The sequence below is a fragment of the Terrabacter sp. NPDC000476 genome (assembly GCF_040300125.1).
GTDB lineage: Bacteria > Actinomycetota > Actinomycetes > Actinomycetales > Dermatophilaceae > Terrabacter.
Map to the genome: position 1 here is coordinate 240092 of NZ_JBEPDF010000004.1, position 17274 is coordinate 257365.

At 74.1% G+C, this 17274-nt stretch carries 18 protein-coding genes, 1 tRNA gene and 1 riboswitch; of the genes, 14 read left to right on the plus strand and 5 right to left on the minus strand.

What is annotated here, in order from left to right:
* The first annotated feature begins 41 nt into the window (after window positions 1–41).
* From ABT295_RS20010 to ABT295_RS20035, 6 genes are all read left to right on the plus strand, one after another.
* Window positions 42–641, plus strand: coding sequence for a DUF402 domain-containing protein (locus tag ABT295_RS20010; RefSeq protein ID WP_352396161.1), 600 nt, complete (start codon window positions 42–44; stop codon window positions 639–641).
* A gap of 9 nt (window positions 642–650) precedes the next feature.
* Window positions 651–872: a hypothetical protein gene (locus tag ABT295_RS20015; RefSeq protein WP_352396162.1), complete on the plus strand. Its 222-nt coding sequence runs from the start codon at window positions 651–653 to the stop codon at window positions 870–872.
* Window positions 873–889: 17 nt separating this feature from the next.
* The gene (nadD, locus tag ABT295_RS20020) at window positions 890–1543 is read left to right on the plus strand and encodes a nicotinate-nucleotide adenylyltransferase (RefSeq protein ID WP_502991240.1); all 654 of its coding nucleotides are present in this window, start codon (window positions 890–892) and stop codon (window positions 1541–1543) included.
* Complete coding sequence (rsfS, locus tag ABT295_RS20025; protein ID WP_352396164.1) at window positions 1540–1956, plus strand: ribosome silencing factor; 417 nt, start codon at window positions 1540–1542, stop codon at window positions 1954–1956. Before nadD ends, rsfS begins: the two co-directional genes overlap by 4 nt.
* Window positions 1953–2642 carry a histidine phosphatase family protein gene (locus ABT295_RS20030; protein WP_352396165.1) on the plus strand — a complete coding sequence of 230 codons (690 nt, stop codon included), beginning with the start codon at window positions 1953–1955 and terminating at the stop codon, window positions 2640–2642. The genes rsfS and ABT295_RS20030 overlap by 4 nt, the downstream gene beginning before the upstream one ends.
* A gap of 83 nt (window positions 2643–2725) precedes the next feature.
* Window positions 2726–2801, plus strand: a tRNA-Ala gene (locus tag ABT295_RS20035).
* A gap of 281 nt (window positions 2802–3082) precedes the next feature.
* Here the strand turns inward: ABT295_RS20035 and ABT295_RS20040 are convergent.
* From ABT295_RS20040 to ABT295_RS20050, 3 genes are read right to left on the minus strand one after another with little or no spacing between them, the layout of a single operon-like run.
* Window positions 3083–3298, minus strand: coding sequence for an MgtC/SapB family protein (locus tag ABT295_RS20040; protein WP_352396166.1), 216 nt, complete (start codon window positions 3296–3298; stop codon window positions 3083–3085).
* A 27-nt stretch (window positions 3299–3325) separates the two neighbouring features.
* Window positions 3326–5305, minus strand: a complete 1980-nt coding sequence (locus tag ABT295_RS20045; RefSeq protein ID WP_352396167.1) for a caspase family protein — start codon at window positions 5303–5305, stop codon at window positions 3326–3328.
* A 4-nt stretch (window positions 5306–5309) separates the two neighbouring features.
* Window positions 5310–7634, minus strand: a complete 2325-nt coding sequence (locus tag ABT295_RS20050) for a CHAT domain-containing protein (protein ID WP_352396168.1) — start codon at window positions 7632–7634, stop codon at window positions 5310–5312.
* 106 nt (window positions 7635–7740) lie between these two features.
* Window positions 7741–7806: riboswitch (guanidine-III (ykkC-III) riboswitch) on the plus strand.
* Between the two features lie 10 nt (window positions 7807–7816).
* Here ABT295_RS20050 and ABT295_RS20055 point away from each other — a divergent pair.
* The 4 genes from ABT295_RS20055 to ABT295_RS20070 all read left to right on the plus strand — a co-directional run bounded on the left by ABT295_RS20055 (window position 7817) and on the right by ABT295_RS20070 (window position 10484).
* Complete coding sequence (locus tag ABT295_RS20055) at window positions 7817–8131, plus strand: DMT family transporter (protein ID WP_345508481.1); 315 nt, start codon at window positions 7817–7819, stop codon at window positions 8129–8131.
* Window positions 8131–8481, plus strand: a complete 351-nt coding sequence (locus tag ABT295_RS20060) for a DMT family transporter (RefSeq protein ID WP_352396169.1) — start codon at window positions 8131–8133, stop codon at window positions 8479–8481. Before ABT295_RS20055 ends, ABT295_RS20060 begins: the two co-directional genes overlap by 1 nt.
* A gap of 81 nt (window positions 8482–8562) precedes the next feature.
* Window positions 8563–9813: a neutral zinc metallopeptidase gene (locus ABT295_RS20065; RefSeq protein ID WP_352396170.1), complete on the plus strand. Its 1251-nt coding sequence runs from the start codon at window positions 8563–8565 to the stop codon at window positions 9811–9813.
* A 59-nt stretch (window positions 9814–9872) separates the two neighbouring features.
* Window positions 9873–10484, plus strand: coding sequence for a hypothetical protein (locus tag ABT295_RS20070; protein WP_352396171.1), 612 nt, complete (start codon window positions 9873–9875; stop codon window positions 10482–10484).
* Here ABT295_RS20070 and ABT295_RS20075 read toward each other — a convergent pair.
* Together ABT295_RS20075 and ABT295_RS20080 are read right to left on the minus strand one after the other, a co-directional pair.
* On the minus strand, window positions 10436–11365 hold the full coding sequence (locus tag ABT295_RS20075) for a hypothetical protein (RefSeq protein WP_352396172.1): 930 nt from the start codon (window positions 11363–11365) through the stop codon (window positions 10436–10438). The two genes, ABT295_RS20070 and ABT295_RS20075, sit on opposite strands and share 49 nt — an antisense overlap.
* Before the next feature lie 40 nt (window positions 11366–11405).
* Window positions 11406–11780: a thioesterase family protein gene (locus ABT295_RS20080; protein ID WP_345508485.1), complete on the minus strand. Its 375-nt coding sequence runs from the start codon at window positions 11778–11780 to the stop codon at window positions 11406–11408.
* Window positions 11781–11901: 121 nt separating this feature from the next.
* Between ABT295_RS20080 and ABT295_RS20085 the strand changes: the two genes are divergently transcribed.
* The 4 genes from ABT295_RS20085 to plsY all read left to right on the plus strand — a co-directional run bounded on the left by ABT295_RS20085 (window position 11902) and on the right by plsY (window position 17244).
* Window positions 11902–12549 carry a lysoplasmalogenase gene (locus tag ABT295_RS20085; protein WP_352396173.1) on the plus strand — a complete coding sequence of 216 codons (648 nt, stop codon included), beginning with the start codon at window positions 11902–11904 and terminating at the stop codon, window positions 12547–12549.
* A 209-nt stretch (window positions 12550–12758) separates the two neighbouring features.
* Window positions 12759–15692: a leucine--tRNA ligase gene (leuS, locus tag ABT295_RS20090; protein ID WP_352396174.1), complete on the plus strand. Its 2934-nt coding sequence runs from the start codon at window positions 12759–12761 to the stop codon at window positions 15690–15692.
* A 50-nt stretch (window positions 15693–15742) separates the two neighbouring features.
* Window positions 15743–16636, plus strand: coding sequence for a DegV family protein (locus ABT295_RS20095; protein WP_352396175.1), 894 nt, complete (start codon window positions 15743–15745; stop codon window positions 16634–16636).
* The gene (gene plsY, locus ABT295_RS20100; protein ID WP_352396176.1) at window positions 16633–17244 is read left to right on the plus strand and encodes a glycerol-3-phosphate 1-O-acyltransferase PlsY; all 612 of its coding nucleotides are present in this window, start codon (window positions 16633–16635) and stop codon (window positions 17242–17244) included. The genes ABT295_RS20095 and plsY overlap by 4 nt, the downstream gene beginning before the upstream one ends.
* Window positions 17245–17274 lie beyond the last annotated feature (30 nt).

The window sequence follows — 17274 nt, forward strand, 5'->3', positions numbered from 1 at the left end:
GCGGGCCCTGTACCGCGCGCGCCGCGGGTAGCGTGCCGGGCGTGAGCCCTGCCGCCGACCGTCCGTCCACCCCAGGTATGCCGGCCGGCGGGCTCGCGCCTGGCACCCCGGTCGCGGGGCGCTTCACGAAGTGGGGCGGGGGTCGCCACTGGGAGTGGGACGGCCGCTACCTCGGCGCCGACGAGCACGGTCACTGGTGGTTCGCCCCGGCCGGCACGCACTGCGCCCGGCCCGGCGTCGAGTTCGTCGAGCCCAGCGGGTGGGTCTCGCTCGCCCCGCACGAGGGGGCGTACGTCGCCGGCTTCTACCCGAGCCACCGGGACATCAGCGTCTACGTCGACATGTCGACCGAGCCGGTGTGGCGGCGGCGCGACGAGGCCGGCGGCCCGGAGTGGGAGGTGACGATGGTCGACCTCGACCTCGACGTCGTGCTGACCCGCGACGGTCACCTCTTCGTCGACGACGAGGACGAGTTCGCCCAGCACCGGGCGCAGCTCGGCTACCCGGCCGAGGTGGTCGCCCTCGCCGAGCGGTGGCGCGACCTCGTCCACGCGGCCGTGGCCGCCGGTGACGAGCCGTTCGGCACCGTGGGTCACGCCTGGCTGCGACGCGCTGCGGCGGGTGGGCCGCGCGGGCGCTAGGCTGGCGGCATGTCTGATCGTGTCCTCGCACTCGTCACCGAGGGGGAGGAAGCCGCCCGCGAGCTTCCCATGCCGGTGATCGCTTACTTCCTCATCACCTTCGCGCTCTTCGTCGTGGCGCTGGGCGTCACGTGGAGCTTCCGCAACACCGCCTACAAGGTGCAGGCACCGCGCCCCGGTGGCCGGGCCGCGCACGGCACGTCCAGCGGCACCGACGAGGCGCACCACTGAGCATGCGCCTCGGCGTCATGGGCGGGACGTTCGACCCGATCCACCACGGCCACCTCGTGGCCGCGAGCGAGGTCCAGTCCCGGTTCGACCTCGACGAGGTCGTCTTCGTGCCCACCGGCGAGCCCTGGCAGAAGGCCGACCGGCACGTCTCGCCCGCCGAGGACCGCTACCTCATGACCGTCATCGCGACGGCCAGCAACCCCCGCTTCACCGTCAGCCGGGTCGACATCGACCGCCCCGGGCCGACGTACACGATCGACACCCTGCGCGACATCCACGCCGAACGGCCCGACGACGAGCTCTTCTTCATCACGGGCGCCGACGCCCTGGCCGAGATCCTCTCGTGGAAGGACGCCGAGCTGCTCTTCGAGCTCGCGCACTTCGTCGGGGTGACCCGGCCCGGGCACGAGCTCTCCGACAAGGGCCTGCCCGAGCACCGCGTCACCCTGCAGGAGGTGCCGGCGATGGCGATCAGCTCGACCGACTGTCGCGCGCGCGTCGGGGACGGCCAGCCGGTCTGGTACCTCGTGCCGGACGGTGTCGTGCAGTACATCAACAAGTACCGGCTCTACGCCGACCCGCTGGGGGACCTCCCCCCGGTGCACCCGAGACCCCACGCGGCCGAGCCCGTGGGAGCAACCGGGGCGTACGCGCCCCAAGGAGATCCGTGACCGCAGCACACCATTCCCTCCAGCTCGCCAAGGCCGCCGGCCTCGCCGCGGAGGAGAAGCTCGCCGAGAAGGTGCTCGCCATCGACGTCAGCGACCAGATGCCGCTGACCGACGTCTTCGTCATCGCGTCGGCGCCGTCCGAGCGCCAGGTCGGCGCCATCGTCGACGAGGTGGAGGACCGCCTCCGCGAGCTCGGCAGCAAGCCGATCCGCCGCGAGGGCGAGCGCGAGGGACGCTGGGTCCTCATCGACTTCGGCGACATCATCGTGCACGTGCAGCACGAGGAGGAGCGTGAGTACTACGCCCTCGAGCGGCTCTGGAAGGACTGCCCCGAGGTCGACCTCGGCGGGGTCGAGGCCCTGCCGCGACCGGACGCCGAGTCCGACGAGACCGTCGAGGCCGACGAGGCGTGAGCTCCGGACCCGCCGCGGCCGGCTCGGCCACGCCTGCCGCCGCGGCCCCCGGGCCGCGGCGCATCGTCCTCGTGCGCCACGCGGAGACCGTCGACAACGCGGCCCGCGTGTGGCAGGGGCACAAGGACACCGAGCTCTCCGAGCGCGGCCGGGAGCAGGTGCGCGCCGCGGCGCCGCACCTCGCGGCCTACGCCCCCGCCCTCATCGCCTCGAGCGACCTGCAGCGGGCGGCGTCGACCGCGGACGCCATCGCGGAGCTGACCGGGGTCGAGGTGCGCCTCGACCCGCGGCTGCGCGAGGTGCACGTCGGGCAGTGGCAGGGCCTGCACGCGGACGAGGTGCGCGAGCGCTACCCGGACGTCGTCGCAGCCCTCGACCGGGGCGAGGACGCCCCGCGGGGCGTCACGGGGGAGACCCGCGCGCAGGTCGCCGACCGGGCCGGGACGGCCCTGCGCGAGCTCGCCCGCGAGCTGCTGCCCGGTGAGACCGCCGTCGTGGTCGCTCACGGCGTGTCGGCCCGCGTGGCCGCGAGCGCGCTCGTCGGACTCGACCAGGACGTGTCGGACGCCGTCTTCCGCGGCCTCGACAACTGCCACTGGATCGAGCTCGTCGAGTCGTCCAAGAGCTTCTCCGACGTCACCCGCTGGCGCATCGCCGGCTGGAACCTCGGGCCCTGGAACGTCTGACCCGAAAGGCCGCCCCCGATTTTGGCTCCGGGGCGCACACCCGCTATGGTTACGCAGTCGCTTCACGGAGCGGCATCCCGTACGGGGCTGTGGCGCAGCTGGTAGCGCACCTGCATGGCATGCAGGGGGTCAGGGGTTCGAGTCCCCTCAGCTCCACCAGACGAAGGGCCGGACGACACGTCCGGCCCTTCGCGCGTTCCCGGGTCGTCCTCGGCCTCGCTGCCGTCACCACGGTCCCCGGGGTCAGCACGCCCTGGCCGTCCACGTCGGTGACGGCGATGTCGCGCTCGGTGTGCGACCGCTCGGCGATGACGCGGCCGAACGGCGTGTAGCCGAGCACGACGACGACGTGCAGCGCCGTGACGGTCAGCGCGAGCAGCGGCAGCCCGGCGCCCGCCGCCGTGCCGATCGCCGTCGTCCCCAGACCGAGGCGGCGGTCGTCAGGCCGCGGATCGCGCCCCGTTGCGTGATGACGAGCTCGGCGCCGAGGAAGCCGAGGCCTGGCCGACGAACGTCTGGGTGCGCGGACCCGCGCTCTCGCCGCGCAGCTGCCGCTCGAAGCCGATGACCGTCGAGAGGGCGAAGGCGAGGGGCAGGTCGCCGATCTGGGTGAGGTCGTCGGCGGAGACGAGCGCGGTCGGCAGGGCGGCAGGCATCGCCCGATCGTGCCACCCAGGGCTGCCTCAGCGGGGCCGAGAGGTGACGACGAAGACCGAGTCGGTGCGCCAGTCGGCGACGGCCGCGCGGGTGGGCGTCGGGCCGAGGCGGCGCGTCGTCACGCCGCCCAGCACGCGGTCGAGGCTCGTCCGCGCGGCGGTTCCGCTGTCCCCTCCACCCACGCCGCCTCCACCCGCGCCGCCGCCGGCCCCCGCACCACGGGTGGGCCCGGCTGCCGGGCGGGGTGCCGGCGGCGCGCCGACGTCGAGCTCGTCCTGCTCGAGCGAGCGGGGGTCGAACTCGAGCGTGCTCGTGACGACCATGAGCTGGTCGCGCAACGAGACGGTGCCGGCCGCCCAGAGGGTGTCGTCGACCTGGCCGACGAGGTCGACCGCCGTCGACTCGCCGGGCCCGAGCGCGACGGCCCCGGCGGGGAACGCGTCGGTGAAGATGCCGTAGGTCTCGGTGAGGTCGAGCAGGGCGGCCCAGAGTGGCGTGGCCGTCGTGTTCGCGAGGTGCACGGTGAAGCGCGGGGGCTCGCTGCCGGCATACGTCAGCGTGAGGGTGCCGCCCGCACCGACGGCAGCGGCACCCGCCTCGACCTCGAGGTGGATCGCGTCGGCCGGGAGGTGGGTGCCGGGGTTGGTGAGGGCCGACAGGCGCAGCCACCGCGCCACCTGCTCGAGCGCGCGGATGGTGCGCTCCTCCCGTGCCGGACCCCCGACGACGGGCACGAGCGGTCGCGTGACGCCCGGCCGGGTGATGACGAAGCCGTCGGCAGTGGCCTCGACGACCAGGTCGGCGTCGTGGGTGCCGCCGCCCTCGACGAGGTCGACGAGACCCTCGTCGGCCTCGGACGCGGCCTCGCGCAGCGCCGTGGCGGACGCGTCCTCGCCGACGACGCCCACGAGGAGCGGGCGGAGCGGGATCGAGGTGACGACGGCCCGGTAGACGAACGACTCGTCGAGCTCGGGGGTGAGACGCACGAGGCTGCGGTCGGGCAGCACCTGCGTCACGGCGGCGGTCGCGAGGGGTGACCCCGACGTCTCGCCGGTGAGGGGGTAGACGGCGAGCTCGGTCCTCTCGTCGCCGACGGGGGCCGGCACGCCGTGCACGGCGCCCGAGTCGATGCACCAGCCGTCCGGCAGGTGGCTCAGGGTCAGCGGGCGGGGCGTCGTGGGCAGGGCGCCACCGAGGAAGGGGCGGTCGAGCTCGGTGGCGTCGGTCGTCTCGACCTGGGGGTGCTGCTCGGACACCCGCGCGGCGACGTCGGCCGTGACCATGCGCAGGACGTCGCGGTAGGACGGGCGGCCCCCGGCGCCGGTGAGGGCCGCCTCGAGCGCGGCCGAGAGGGCCCCACGCCGGCGTCCGCCGACGGTGACCTCCTTGGCCGTCTCGGACGAGCGGCAGGCTGCGAGCAGCACGTGCCGGCCGGCAGGGGTCCACCGGGCGACGGCCCGGGTCTGCGGGCCGGGCCCGGGCCCGACGAAGCTCGAGGCGGGGCGCCGGCGCGGGTCCGGCGGTGCGAGGCGCACGGTGTCGTCGGCGTCGCGGGTGCCGTCGCCCGAGTGGCAGCAGTCGAGGACGACGACGGTGTGGCACCCCGAGGCGGAGACGCCCGCGAGGAGGGTGGCGAGCTCCTTGTCGGCGAGGTCCCAGCTGCCGGGCGAGCGGCTGTCGACGCACACGAGGGTCTCGTCGCGGTGGTCCGGCTCGAGCGCCCACAGCTCGGGCGGGGTGTCCTGCTGCGAGCCGTGCCCGCTCCAGTAGAAGAGCGCCACGTCGTCGGCGCCCGCCCGGCCGAGGTGGTCGGTGAGGGCGGCGGTGACCGCGGCGCGGGTGGCCGCGGCATCCGTCAGCACGACGAGCTCGAGCGCCTCCGCGCCGACGCGCTCGCGCAGCACGCCGGCGAAGGCCGTGACGTCGTTGACGCAGCCGGAGAGGGCCGGGACGGGCGCCGGGTAGGCGTCGATGCCGACGAGGAGGGCGTGCAGGCGGGCGGCCACGCGGTCACCCCGCGTCGGTCAGCGCGACCGTCTGCCAGCGCGCCGGGGCGTTCTGGTTGGCGCCCGTGCGCTGCGGGTTGCTGCTCAGCATCGTGCGCAGCCGCCAGTCGGGACCGGCGCCGGTCGCGTCGCTCACGTTGACGTTGAGGCCGAGCACCTCGCCGCGCTGCGGCGCCACGCTGCGCCCGAGCTCGGCCCAGGGGAGGCGGGCCTCGAGCTCGTAGCCCGTGTCGCGGGCCCGGGCCACCACGGCGATGCCCGGGCGGGCGGACCCGGTCGCGAAGACGAGGCGACCCGCGCTGTTGCGTCCCACGACGTTGACGTCGGCGGCGGCACGCCGGTCGGAGTCGGCGCTCACGGCGAGGATGACGTGGACGTCGCGCCCGGCGCGCAGTGGGGCCGTGCGGGACAGGGCCCGCGGGTCCGGCCCGATCTCGAAGGAGACGGCATCGCCGTTCCACCACGCGGCGGGTGCGCCCTGCACGGGCGTGACGAGCGGGTCGTCGACGACGGCGTGCAGGTAGAACGCGTCGTGGTCCCACAGCGCCTGCCACGTCGCCGTCAGCCCCGCGCGGCGGCTCGCGGCGCCGAACACGGCGGCGTCGGCGTCGTGCTCGGTCACCGAGCGCCAGTCGTCGAAGGAGCCGTCGACGACGGGCGCAACAGGTGCGCAGCCGACGGAGAAGGTCGTCGCGCCGGGGTCGGTCGAGCTGCTGCCGCAGGCCGCCGCCACCAACGGGTCCGCCTTCTGCAGGAGCGAGGGCAGCACCCGCCACGCGACGTAGCTGCCGACCACGAGCACGACGAGCACCCCGAGCCGCAGCCACCGGCCGAGGTGCACCCCCCGCGGCTTCGGTGACGGGCCCTCCCGGGGGGCCGGGGGAGTAGGGGAAGAGGGCGGACCCTGGGGATCGGACCCGGTCGGCTCGGGCTCGGTCTGCGTGCCCGGCTCCGTGACCGTCTCCGTGACCACCTCCTGCCGGGCGGCCGTGGCGTCGGTCGGCGCGCCCGCGAGGGCCACCGGCCGGTCCGTCGCCGGTTCGGCCGGCCGTACGCGGTCGAGCAGCGCGGTGACGTCCTGGTAGTCGGGGTGCTCCGCCGCGACCTGCTCGAGCAGCGGCAGCGCCGTCTCCGTGGCGTTCGCCTCGAGCGCCACCCGCGCCGCGGCATACAGCGACTCGACGCGCGACTCGCCCCTCTCGCGCGGGTCGGCCGTGGCGACCGAGGCCCCCGTGAAGCTGAACGGCTGCTCCGTGCCGGAGCGCAGCAGCACCGCCGTGCCCCACTCGGACGCCTCGTCGGAGACGGCCATCGCCTTGCGCACCTCGCACATGGCGGCGTCGATGCCGAGGCCGCGCGTCAGGAAGTAGTAGAACTCGTGGCTGAAGACGAGCGCCGCGCGGTCGGAGATCTCGGTCTGCATCGCGACGACGGCCGGCAGCCCCTGGCGCACCAGCGCCTGGGCGACGCCGGAGAAGGCGTCGCTGCCCGACGTGCGGGCGCCCTCGCAGGCGTTGAGCACGGCGAGCTGCAGGAGGCGGGCGTCGTGCAGCAGGGTCCCGAGGCGGGCGCCCGAGACCCGGTGGGCGGTGCCGTCCGCGCGCTCGAGCACGAGCACGCCCTCCTGGGCCTGCGCGTCGAAACCGCCGTGCCCGATGAAGTGGAAGACGTGGAAGTCGTCGAGCAGCGCCCGCTGCAGGCCGCCCAGCGTCGCGTCCTCGAGCACGGTGAGCTCGACCCGGCCGCTCTCGACGAGGTCGCCGGTCGTCGCGCGGAGCAGCTGCTCCTCGCGGTCGACGGCCAGTGCCGGCATGTCGGAGGGGCTGGAGATCATGACGAGCACCCGCAGCGGCGCGTCGACGGTGACGACCGGAGGCCGCTCGAGGGCGTCGAGCAGGCGCACGACGGGCGTCTCCTGCGAGAGGGTGATGAAGCGTCCGAGCCCGGTGTCGTAGAGGTACTCCCACGGCACCGCGTCGAGGTCGGGCACCAGGTCGAGCCGCAGTCGCAGCCGCAGGTCGTGGTCCGAGGCCGACGCGGCCGCCAGGCTGTCGCGGAAGGCGCGCCCCACGTCGCCCGAGAGCAGCGCCTCGCCGAGCCGCCGGCCGTACTCCTTGACGTCGACGACCCGGGCCTCCGCCGGGGCCAGCCGCCTCGAGGAGACGCGTGGTGGGCCCACGGCGACGAGGAAGGCCGCGAGGTCGGTCGCCGCGAAAGGCAACGTGAAGGGTGCCGACGCCTCGCCGGCGGGCGAGGCGAGGACGCGGGCGGCATACCCCTGCCCCTCGGGGGTGACGGCGACGTCGAAGTCGAGATAGTCACGGCTCATGGCGGTCCTCTGTCCGTGAAGGAGCGAGCCTGCGACAGACAGTACGCCGAGCGGGCCGACCTGATACGACGTTTCGCGCCCGGGCCGGCGGGCCGGTATCCTCGGGGACGAGCGCGCCGAGCGCGTTCGCGGACGAGGGAGCCGTACCCGCCCAGCGACAAGACGGCCAGATCGGAATCGCCGTGCACTGGCTCGTCCTCATCGTCTCGGGCGCCCTGGAGGCCGTGTGGGCCACCGCCCTCGCCGCGTCGGACGGCTTCCGCCGCCCGCGGCCCACCGCGCTCTTCGCCGCCGCGCTCGTGCTGAGCATGGTCGGGCTCGCCTGGGCCATGACCGCGCTGCCGACCGGGACGGCGTATGCCGTGTGGGTCGGCATCGGGGCCGTCGGCACCGTGCTGCTGGCGGTCGCCCGCGGGCAGGAGCGGCTCGGCGCCGCGCGCGCCGTGCTGCTCGTCGTCCTCGTCGGCTGCGTGGCCGGCCTCAAGGCGGTGGCGTGATGCCGTGGCTCGTCCTGCTCGCCAGCGCCGTGCTCGAGGCGGTCTGGGCGTCGGCGCTCGCCGCCTCCGAGGGACTCTCGCGTCCCGGCCCGGCGGTCCTCTTCCTCGTCGCGGGCGCCCTCAGCATGGTCGGGCTCGCGCACGCGGTGCGGTCGATCCCCATCGGCACGGCGTATGCCGTGTGGACCGGTCTCGGGGCCGCGCTGACCGTGACGTGGGCGATGACGACGGGCGGTGAGGCGTTCTCGGTCGTCAAGGTGGCCCTGCTCGCCGGGATCGTCGGCGCCGTCATCGGGCTCAAGGTCGTCGGGCACCCCACGGACGAAGCGGGACGTTCCGGCGCGTTCTGACGCGCGTCGGGCGCCGTGGGCACGCACAATGAGCGCGTCGCTCGGGGCACCGGGTCCCGAGCCGAACGCAAGGAGCTCTTCGTGCGCAGGACCGCCCCCTGGTCGATCGCCCTCGTCGCCTCGCTGGCCCTCTCCACCGTGGGTGCGGCCGCCGCCACGGCCGCCCCGTCCCCGTCCGCGTCCGCGGCGCGCGCCTCGGCCACCGCCGGGGGCTCGGCCCTCACCGCGTCCGGCTACCGCTACGACCTCACGACGGGCACGACGTCCGACCCGCGCGCCGCGGCACGCGTCGCCATCCTGCGCGCGCACCTGCCGGCGGACTGGCGCGCCCGGGAGGCGGCCGCCCTCTCGCGCTTCGGCGTCGAGGCGTCGGCGCCCCGCGAGGCGCTCGGTCGGGCCGTCGACGGCTCGCAGTACCAGTGCGCGCCGACGAAGCTCGACGCGTTCGTCGACTCGGCGCTCGCCGGCATCGACCCGTCGAGCCTCTTCATCCTGTCGCTCGTCGGCGGCCTCGACTTCCCGACCTACGACGCGCTGCTGTTCGGCACGTCCGGCGACCCCGCCTACGCCCTGACCAAGGCGTCCAGGAACGAGCTGACGAGCTCGTTCCGGGCCGCCCAGAAGTTCTGGGACACCGACGGCTCGAACATCCAGCTGATGGCCATGCACGGTGACCTCATGCTCGACCGCGCGCGTCTGACCCGCCTCGTCGCGGTGCTGTACGGCGTCTCGCCCGCCGACGCCGCCGAGATCGCCGACCTCGTCGTCGACGTCGTCTCCTCCGACCCCGGGCTCGCCGGCGGCAGCAACCCGATCTTCACCCTCAACGCCTTCGCCTTCAGCGGTGCCGGCGAGACCGACCCGGTCATCTCCGCGCTGCCCGACAAGCTCGTCTTCGGCGACGGCATGCTCCAGGCGCTCGGCGCGATCGGGGTGGGCGACGTCGGCCCGCGCGCGGTGCTCGGCCACGAGTACGCCCACCACGTGCAGTACGACCGCTCGCTCTTCGACTCGCCGCTCACGGGCCCCGAGGCCACCCGGCGCACCGAGCTCATGGCCGACGCGTTCGGCACCTACTTCGTGACGCACAAGCGGGGGCTCGCGCTCAACACCCGACGCGTGCTCGAGGCGGAGCAGTCGTTCTACCAGGTCGGCGACTGCGCCTTCACCAACCCCGGCCACCACGGCACCCCGAACCAGCGCCTGCGGGCCTCGGCGTGGGGATCGGGTGTCGCCGCCGACGCCCAGAAGCAGGGCCACGTCCTGCCCTCGCTCACCCTCGACCGGCAGTTCGAGGCGGCCCTGCCCGGCTTCGTCGCCCCCGACGCCTGAGCCGCACGGCCCCCGCCGGACGCTGTCCGGCGGGGGCCGTGCCCGGCTAGGGTCGCGTCATGGGTTCGTGGTGGCTCGAGGCGGTCGGGTGGCTCGGATCGGCGGTCCTCGTGTGGTCGCTGCTCCAGACCCGCCTGCGCCGCCTGCGCGTCATCAACCTCGTCGGCTGCGTCGTGCTCATCGCCTACAACGCGCTCAACCACGTGTGGCCGATGGTGGGCCTCAACGTCGTGCTCGCCGGCATCAACCTCACCTACCTCGTGCGGATGTCGCGCGAGCAGCACGACGGCCACGTGTACGAGGTGCTCGAGGTGGCGGGCGACGACACCTACCTGCGCCACGTGCTGCGCGTCCACGAGGCCGACGTGCGGCGCTACAACCCGCACTTCGTGCACGACCCGTTCGCGGGCGACCCGTCCTACCTCGTCCTGCGTGGTGACGAGATGGTCGGCGTCGTGCTCGTGCGCGACGCCGGGCACGGCACGGCCCAGCTGCTGCTCGACTGGGTGACGCCGCGCCACCGCGACGTGACGCCGGGGGAGTTCGTCTTCGGACCGGACGGACCGTTCCGGCGCCGCGGCTTCCGGCGCGTGCTGCCGCCCCCCGACATGGTCGAGCCGTACTACGAGGCGCTGGGGTTCCGCCGCGACGGCGACGCCTTCGTCATCTGACGACCGTCCCCGCCCGCGTCCCCGCCCGCGCCCAGGTCTGCGTCCGCGTCCCCGCCCGCCTCGGGCTCGGCCCGCCCGGCGAGGGCCACGCACCCGGCCAGGGTCACCGCGAAGGCGACGGCGGCCACGACGCCGCGGCCGGGCACCACCCGGTCGCCGAGCAGCGCGAGGCCCACGCCGGCCGGAACGACCGTCTCGGTGGCGAAGGTGAGCGCGGCGACCGTGGTGACCCGGCCGCGGCCGAGGGCGAGGGCGTAGGCGACGGTCGCGAGCGCGGCGTGCGCCACGAGGGCCCAGGCGAGGCCGTCGGTGACGAGCCCCCAGGGCGGGGAGGGCACCTCGAGCAGCCGGGCGGCCACCCCGACGCCACCGAACCCGAGGCCGGCGGCCACGCTGAGCAGCACGGCGCCGCGCCACCGCACGCGGTCGCGCCAGCCGGCGACGACCAGGGCGCCCACGACGGCCGCGGCGACGAGCAGCCACGTCGTCGCGCCGCCGCCCGGCTCGGTCGGGGACCCGTCCTGCGCGGCGAGGGCGAGCCCCGCCAGGCCCGCGGCGACGGCCACGAGGCCGACGACCTCGGCGGCGCCCAGCCGGAGCCCGAGCAGGAGGACGGACAGCACGGCCGTCACGGCGACCGACGACGCGACCGCGGACTCGACGAGGAAGAGCGGCAGGGTGCGCAGCGCCGCCACGGACGCGAGGAAGCCGAGTCCGTCGAGACCGAGCCCGGCGGCATACGGCCACGCGGCCCGAGCCCGCACGCGGAGGTGGCTCCCGGCGGGGACGGCGGACGCGCGTCGCACGCCGACGGCCTGCGCGACGGTCGCGGCGCCGTAGGCGACGGCTGCGACGAGGGCACCGAGCAGACCGGGCGTCACGACCCCATGGTGCCGGGCGAGACTGGGAGGCGGCTGGGCCTCAGACCAGGCGCTGGCACTTGCTCATGAAGCGGTCCGGGTCGACGACCGCTCGGTGCACCTCGCCGCGCGCGATCTCGTCGCCCTCCGCGTCCTGCACCGCCACGTGGCAGACGAGGCGACGCCCGTCGTTGATCGGCTCCGCGCAGAGCACCGTCACCTCGGCACCGACGGGGCTGCCCTTGACGTGCTCGAGCCGGATCATCGTGCCGACCGTCGTGTGCTCGGCGTCGACGCTGCCCCGGCAGACCTGGAACGCGGCGTTCTCGCACCACGTGATGAGGCGGGGTGTCGCGAGGACGTCGAGGTCGCCGCTGCCGACACGGGCTGCCGTGTCGTCGGGGGTGACCGTGTGCTGGAACTTGCGCATGGGCATTGCTCGAGTCTGACAGAGAACTGGGGATGCGCCGAAACCACCCCGAGACGTCTCGACTGGTGGGTGCCGCCTGCCGCGTGTCGGTGCCGCCAACCTGGGCCCCGGCTGGGAACGTGGGGCGGTGACCACCCATCTGTGGGTCCTCGCCGTCGCCCTCGCGGTGACGGCGGTCTTCGACTGGCGCTCCGTGCTGCGCGGCGACGTCGTCGTCGAGCGCGTGACGAAGCCGCTCGTCGTGCTGCTGCTCATGGGCCTCGCGACGTCGCTCTACTGGGAGGGCCACGCGCTCGACTCGCCCCGCCTGCTGCCGGTGCTCGTCGCGCTCGGCCTCTCCCTCGTCGGTGACGTCGCGCTGCTGCACGCGACCGAGGCGCGCTTCCTCGTCGGGCTCGGCGCCTTCCTGCTCGCCCACGTCGCCTACGTCATCGCGATCGTCGAGACCGGCGGGCCGGACGGGTTCCCGTGGTGGCTGCTCGCGGCCGTGCCGGCGCTGCTGCTCCTGCACGCCCGCGTGGGGCGCGCGATCGTGCGCGGCGCGAGCCCCGACCGTGGCCCGGTGCTGCTCTACGAGCTCGCGCTCAGCGTGCTCGTCCTCGTCGCCGCCTGGCACGGCGACTGGCTCGTCCTGCTCGGTGCCGCCGTCTTCGCCGTCTCCGACGCGGTGCTCGGGCACGACCGCTTCGTGCGTGAGCGGCGGTGGGCGCCGCTCACGGTCATCGTCACCTACCACGTCGCCCAGACGCTCGTCGTCGTCGGCCTCTTCCGCTGACCGGACCCGACCGCGCCCGACCGCGCCCGACCCGCGGCCGTATGCCGTGGGGTGCCGGAGGCGGCTGCGCTAACCTTGGGCGCATGGCTGGCCTGCTGCTCCTTCCGTAGCCGCGTTGACGAACGCCGGGACTCCCGGCATCAACGCGGCCCCCCTCCTGTGCGAGGGGTTCTTTTTTGCCCCGACCGAGCAGCGACGAGAGAGACGACATGAGCGAGCAGACGAACGAGACCCCGTTCCGCTACACCGCGGCGATGGCGCAGCAGATCGAGATCGCCTGGCAGGACCGCTGGGAGGAGGAGGGCACCTTCGACGCCCCCAACCCGGCCGGCCCGTGGGCCGAGCCCGAGAAGGTCGCCGCGCGCGGCGAGAAGCTCGTCGTGCTCGACATGTTCCCCTACCCCTCCGGGGTCGGGCTGCACGTCGGCCACCCGCTCGGCTACATCGCGACCGACGTCTACAGCCGGTTCCACCGGATGCTCGGCAAGAACGTCCTGCACGCCCTCGGCTACGACGCGTTCGGCCTGCCGGCGGAGCAGTACGCCGTGCAGACCGGGCAGCACCCTCGGAAGACCACCGAGGAGAACATGACGAACATGAAGCGCCAGCTGCGCCGCCTCGGGCTGGGCTTCGACAACCGCCGCACCTTCGCAACGATCGACGACGACTACTACCGCTGGACGCAGTGGATCTTCCTGCAGATCTGGGACTCCTGGTACGACGCCGACGCCGTGCGCGAGGACGGCGGCCGCGGGCGGGCCCGTCCGATCAGCGAGCTCGTCGAGGAGCTGGAGTCGGGGGAGCGCACGCTGCCCGACGGTCGGGCCTGGTCGCAGCTGTCGGCGACGGAGCGGGCCAGGGCGCTCGAGGAGCACCGGCTCGCCTACACCTCCGAGGCGCCCGTCAACTGGTGCCCCGGCCTCGGCACCGTGCTCTCCAACGAGGAGGTCACGAACGACGGCCGTTCCGAGCGCGGCAACTACCCCGTCTTCCGGCGCAACCTCAGCCAGTGGAAGATGCGGATCACGGCGTACGCCGACCGGCTGGCCGACGACCTCGACGGCGTGGACTGGCCCGAGAAGGTCAAGCTCATGCAGCGCAACTGGATCGGCCGGTCCAAGGGTGCCCGCATCACCTTCCCCGTCGTGACGACCGACGGCGCCGAGAGCGGCATCGACGTCTTCACCACGCGCCCCGACACGATCTTCGGCGCCACCTTCATGGTCATCGCCCCGGAGCACCCCCTCGTGGACTCGCTGGTGCCGCAGGGCGGTTGGCCCGACGGCACGAAGGACGCCTGGACGGGTGCGGATGCGACCGCCGCGGGTTCGCCGAAGGAGGCCGTGACGGCATACCAGCTCGCGGCCTCGCGCAAGGGTGACGTGGAGCGCCAGACCGAGGGCAAGGACAAGACCGGTGTCTTCACCGGGTCGTGGGCCACGAATCCCGTGACGGAAGAGCGGGTTCCGGTCTTCGTCGCGGACTACGTGCTGATGGGCTACGGCACGGGCGCGATCATGGCCGTTCCCGGGCAGGACACGCGCGACTGGGAGTTCGCCGAGAAGTTCGACATCCCCATCGTGCGCACCGTGCAGCCCACCGAGGGCCACCCGGACGACGAGCCGTTCCTCGGAGACGGCGTCGCCGTCAACTCGGCCAACGAGCGCATCTCGCTCGACGGCCTGCACGTCGCCGAGGCCAAGGCACGCGTCATCGCCTTCCTCGAGGAGGCGGGTCTCGGCGAGGGCACCATCAGCTACCGCATCCGCGACTGGCTCTTCAGCCGCCAGCGCTACTGGGGCGAGCCCTTCCCCATCATGTTCGACGAGGACGGCGTGGCCCACGCCGTGCCCGCCGACGAGCTGCCGCTGACGCTGCCCGACGTGCCGGACTACAGCCCGAAGACGTTCGACCCGGACGACGCGCAGAGCAGCCCGGAGCCGCCGCTCAGCCGCGTGCCCGAGTGGGTCGAGGTCGAGAAGGACCTCGGCGACGGCCGGGGCCTGCGCCGGTTCCGCCGCGAGACGAACACCATGCCCAACTGGGCGGGGTCGTGCTGGTACTACCTGCGCTACCTCGACCCGGCCAACCACGAGTCGTTCGTCGACCCGGAGAACGAGGCCTACTGGCTGGGCCGGCACGACCGCCCCGTCGAGGGCGCCCCGGCCGGCACCCGCGACCCCGGCGGCGTCGACCTCTACGTCGGCGGCGTCGAGCACGCCGTGCTGCACCTGCTCTACGCGCGCTTCTGGCACAAGGTGCTCTTCGACCTCGGGCACGTGCGCAGCGAGGAGCCTTTCCGGAAGTACTTCTCGCAGGGCTACATCCAGGCCTACGCCTACACCGACAGCCGCGGGCAGTACGTCACCGCCTCCGAGGTCGAGGAGCACCCGGGTGCCCACGGCGCGGAGCCGACGTTCACCTGGCAGGGGCAGCCGGTCAACCGCGAGTACGGCAAGATCGGCAAGTCGCTGAAGAACTCGGTCAGCCCCGACGAGATGTACGACGCCTACGGCGCCGACACCTTCCGGGTCTACGAGATGTCGATGGGGCCCCTCGAGCTGAGCAAGCCGTGGGAGATCCGCGCCGTCGTCGGCAGCCAGCGGTTCCTCCAGCGCCTGTGGCGCAACGTCGTCGACGAGACGACGGGTGAGCTGCGGGTGGCCGACGTCGAGGTCGACCAGGCCCTGACGACGCAGCTGCACCAGACGATCGCCGGCGTCCGCGAGGACTTCGAGGGACTCCGGTTCAACACCGCGATCGCCAAGCTCATCGAGCTGAACAACGCGGTGACCAAGCTCGAGACCCCGCCGCGCGAGGTCGTCGAGGCCATGGTGCTGATGCTCGCCCCGGTCGCCCCGCACCTCGCGGAGGAGATGTGGCAGCGCCTCGGTCACGCGGGCGGGGTGGCGTACGCGCCGTTCCCCGTCAGCGACCCCACGAAGATCGTGCAGGAGCAGGTCACCTGCGTCATCCAGATCAAGGGCAAGGTGCGCGACCGCGTCGACGTGAGCCCCGACATCACCGAGGACGAGCTGCGCGAGCTGGCCCTCGGCCGTGACAAGGTGAAGGCGGCGACGGAGGGCGGCATCCGCACGGTCATCGTGCGGGCGCCCAAGCTCGTCAACGTCGTCCCGCTGTGACCACCTGACCGCCTGATCGCCCGACCCACCGCGACGGAGAGGAGCGGGACGTGACCACGAGGATTGTCACCGACTCGACGGCCTACCTGCCCCAGGAGCTCGTCGAGCGGCACGGCATCGAGGTCGTCCCGCTCCACGTCGTCGTCGGGGGCCGCGACCACGTCGAGGGGCAGGACATCTCGGCCGCGCAGGTCGCGGCCGCGCTGCGCGACTACACGATCGTCACGACGTCGCGCCCGACACCCCAGGTCTTCGCCGACACCTACCGGCGTCTCGCCGACGAGGGGGCCTCGTCCGTCGTCTCCATCCACCTGTCCTCGCAGATGTCGGGCACGGTCGAGGCCGCGCGCCTGGCGGCCGCCGAGGCGCCGGTGCCGGTGGAGGTCGTCGACAGCGCGACGATCGGCATGGCCATGGGCTTCGCCGTCCTCGACGCGGCCGGGGCGGCCGCCGGGGGAGCGGCGGCCGGCGCCGTCGTCGAGGCGGCGCACGCGCGGCTCGGCCCGTCGGGCGTGCTGTTCTACGTCGACACGCTCGAGCACCTGCGCCGCGGTGGTCGCATCGGCGCCGCGTCGGCGCTGCTCGGCTCGGCCCTCGCGATCAAGCCGATCCTCGCGGTGCGGGGCGGGCGCATCGTGCCGGTCGAGAAGGTGCGCACGTCCTCGCGGGCCGTCGCGCGCATCGAGGCCATGGTGCTCGAGCAGGTGCAGCGGGGCGGGCGGGTCGTCGACCTCGCCGTCCACCACCTTGACGCCCGGGCCCGGGCCGACCAGATCGCGGGGGAGCTGCGCACGATGGTGCCGGGGTCGCCGGACGTCACCGTCGTCGAGCTCGGGGCCGTGGTCGGGGCGCACGTCGGTCCGGGCACCGTCGCCATCGCGGTGTCACCGCGTCCCGGCGAGCCGCTGCCGCAGTCGGATCCGGACGAGACCGCCGACTCGTGAGCGTCGGCACGGTGCTCGCCTGGACGGGAGGCGTCGTCGCCGCCTTCCTCGTCGGTGCCCTCAACCCCGCGACGACGATCGCCCGCCTCCTCGGCAAGGACCTCGCGTCGTCCGGCTCGGGCAATCCCGGTGCGACGAACGCCGGGCGCGTGCTCGGCCGCAAGTGGGGCGTCGTCGTCGGGGTGCTCGACGTGCTCAAGGGGCTCGTGCCCACCCTCGTCGCCGGCCACCTCTTCGGGGCGCACGCGGCGTACGCCGTCGGGATCGCGGCCGTGCTCGGGCACATCTGGTCGCCCTTCCTCCGGGGGCGGGGCGGCAAGGGGGTCGCGACGACGCTCGGCGCGATCCTCGGCGTGCACCCGTGGGTGGCGCTCGTCGTCGTGGTGGTCTTCGCGGTGGCCGTGGCGCTGACGCGGTGGGTCGCGGCCGGCTCGATCTTCGGCGCGTTCGCCATGCTCGTCGTGGCGGTGCTCATCTGGACCGGGCACGCGCCCGGCGATGCGTGGACCGCCCTGTGGCTCATGGCGATCGGGCTGCTCGTCCTCGCCCGGCACCGCAACAACGTGCTCGGCTGGTGGCGCCAGCGACACCTCGACGAGAACGCCTGACGGCATCCCCGGCAGGCGGGCCGGGCGACC

Coding starts and splice junctions, on each gene's coding strand:
- ABT295_RS20080 (WP_345508485.1), bottom strand. CDS start 11,780: ATGCCCATGCGCAAGTTCCAGCACACGGTCACCCCCGACGACACGGCA.
- nadD (WP_502991240.1), top strand. CDS start 890: ATGGGCGGGACGTTCGACCCGATCCACCACGGCCACCTCGTGGCCGCG.
- ABT295_RS20015 (WP_352396162.1), top strand. CDS start 651: ATGTCTGATCGTGTCCTCGCACTCGTCACCGAGGGGGAGGAAGCCGCC.
- leuS (WP_352396174.1), top strand. CDS start 12,759: ATGAGCGAGCAGACGAACGAGACCCCGTTCCGCTACACCGCGGCGATG.
- ABT295_RS20060 (WP_352396169.1), top strand. CDS start 8,131: ATGCCGTGGCTCGTCCTGCTCGCCAGCGCCGTGCTCGAGGCGGTCTGG.
- ABT295_RS20040 (WP_352396166.1), bottom strand. CDS start 3,298: ATGCCTGCCGCCCTGCCGACCGCGCTCGTCTCCGCCGACGACCTCACC.
- ABT295_RS20070 (WP_352396171.1), top strand. CDS start 9,873: ATGGGTTCGTGGTGGCTCGAGGCGGTCGGGTGGCTCGGATCGGCGGTC.
- ABT295_RS20050 (WP_352396168.1), bottom strand. CDS start 7,634: ATGAGCCGTGACTATCTCGACTTCGACGTCGCCGTCACCCCCGAGGGG.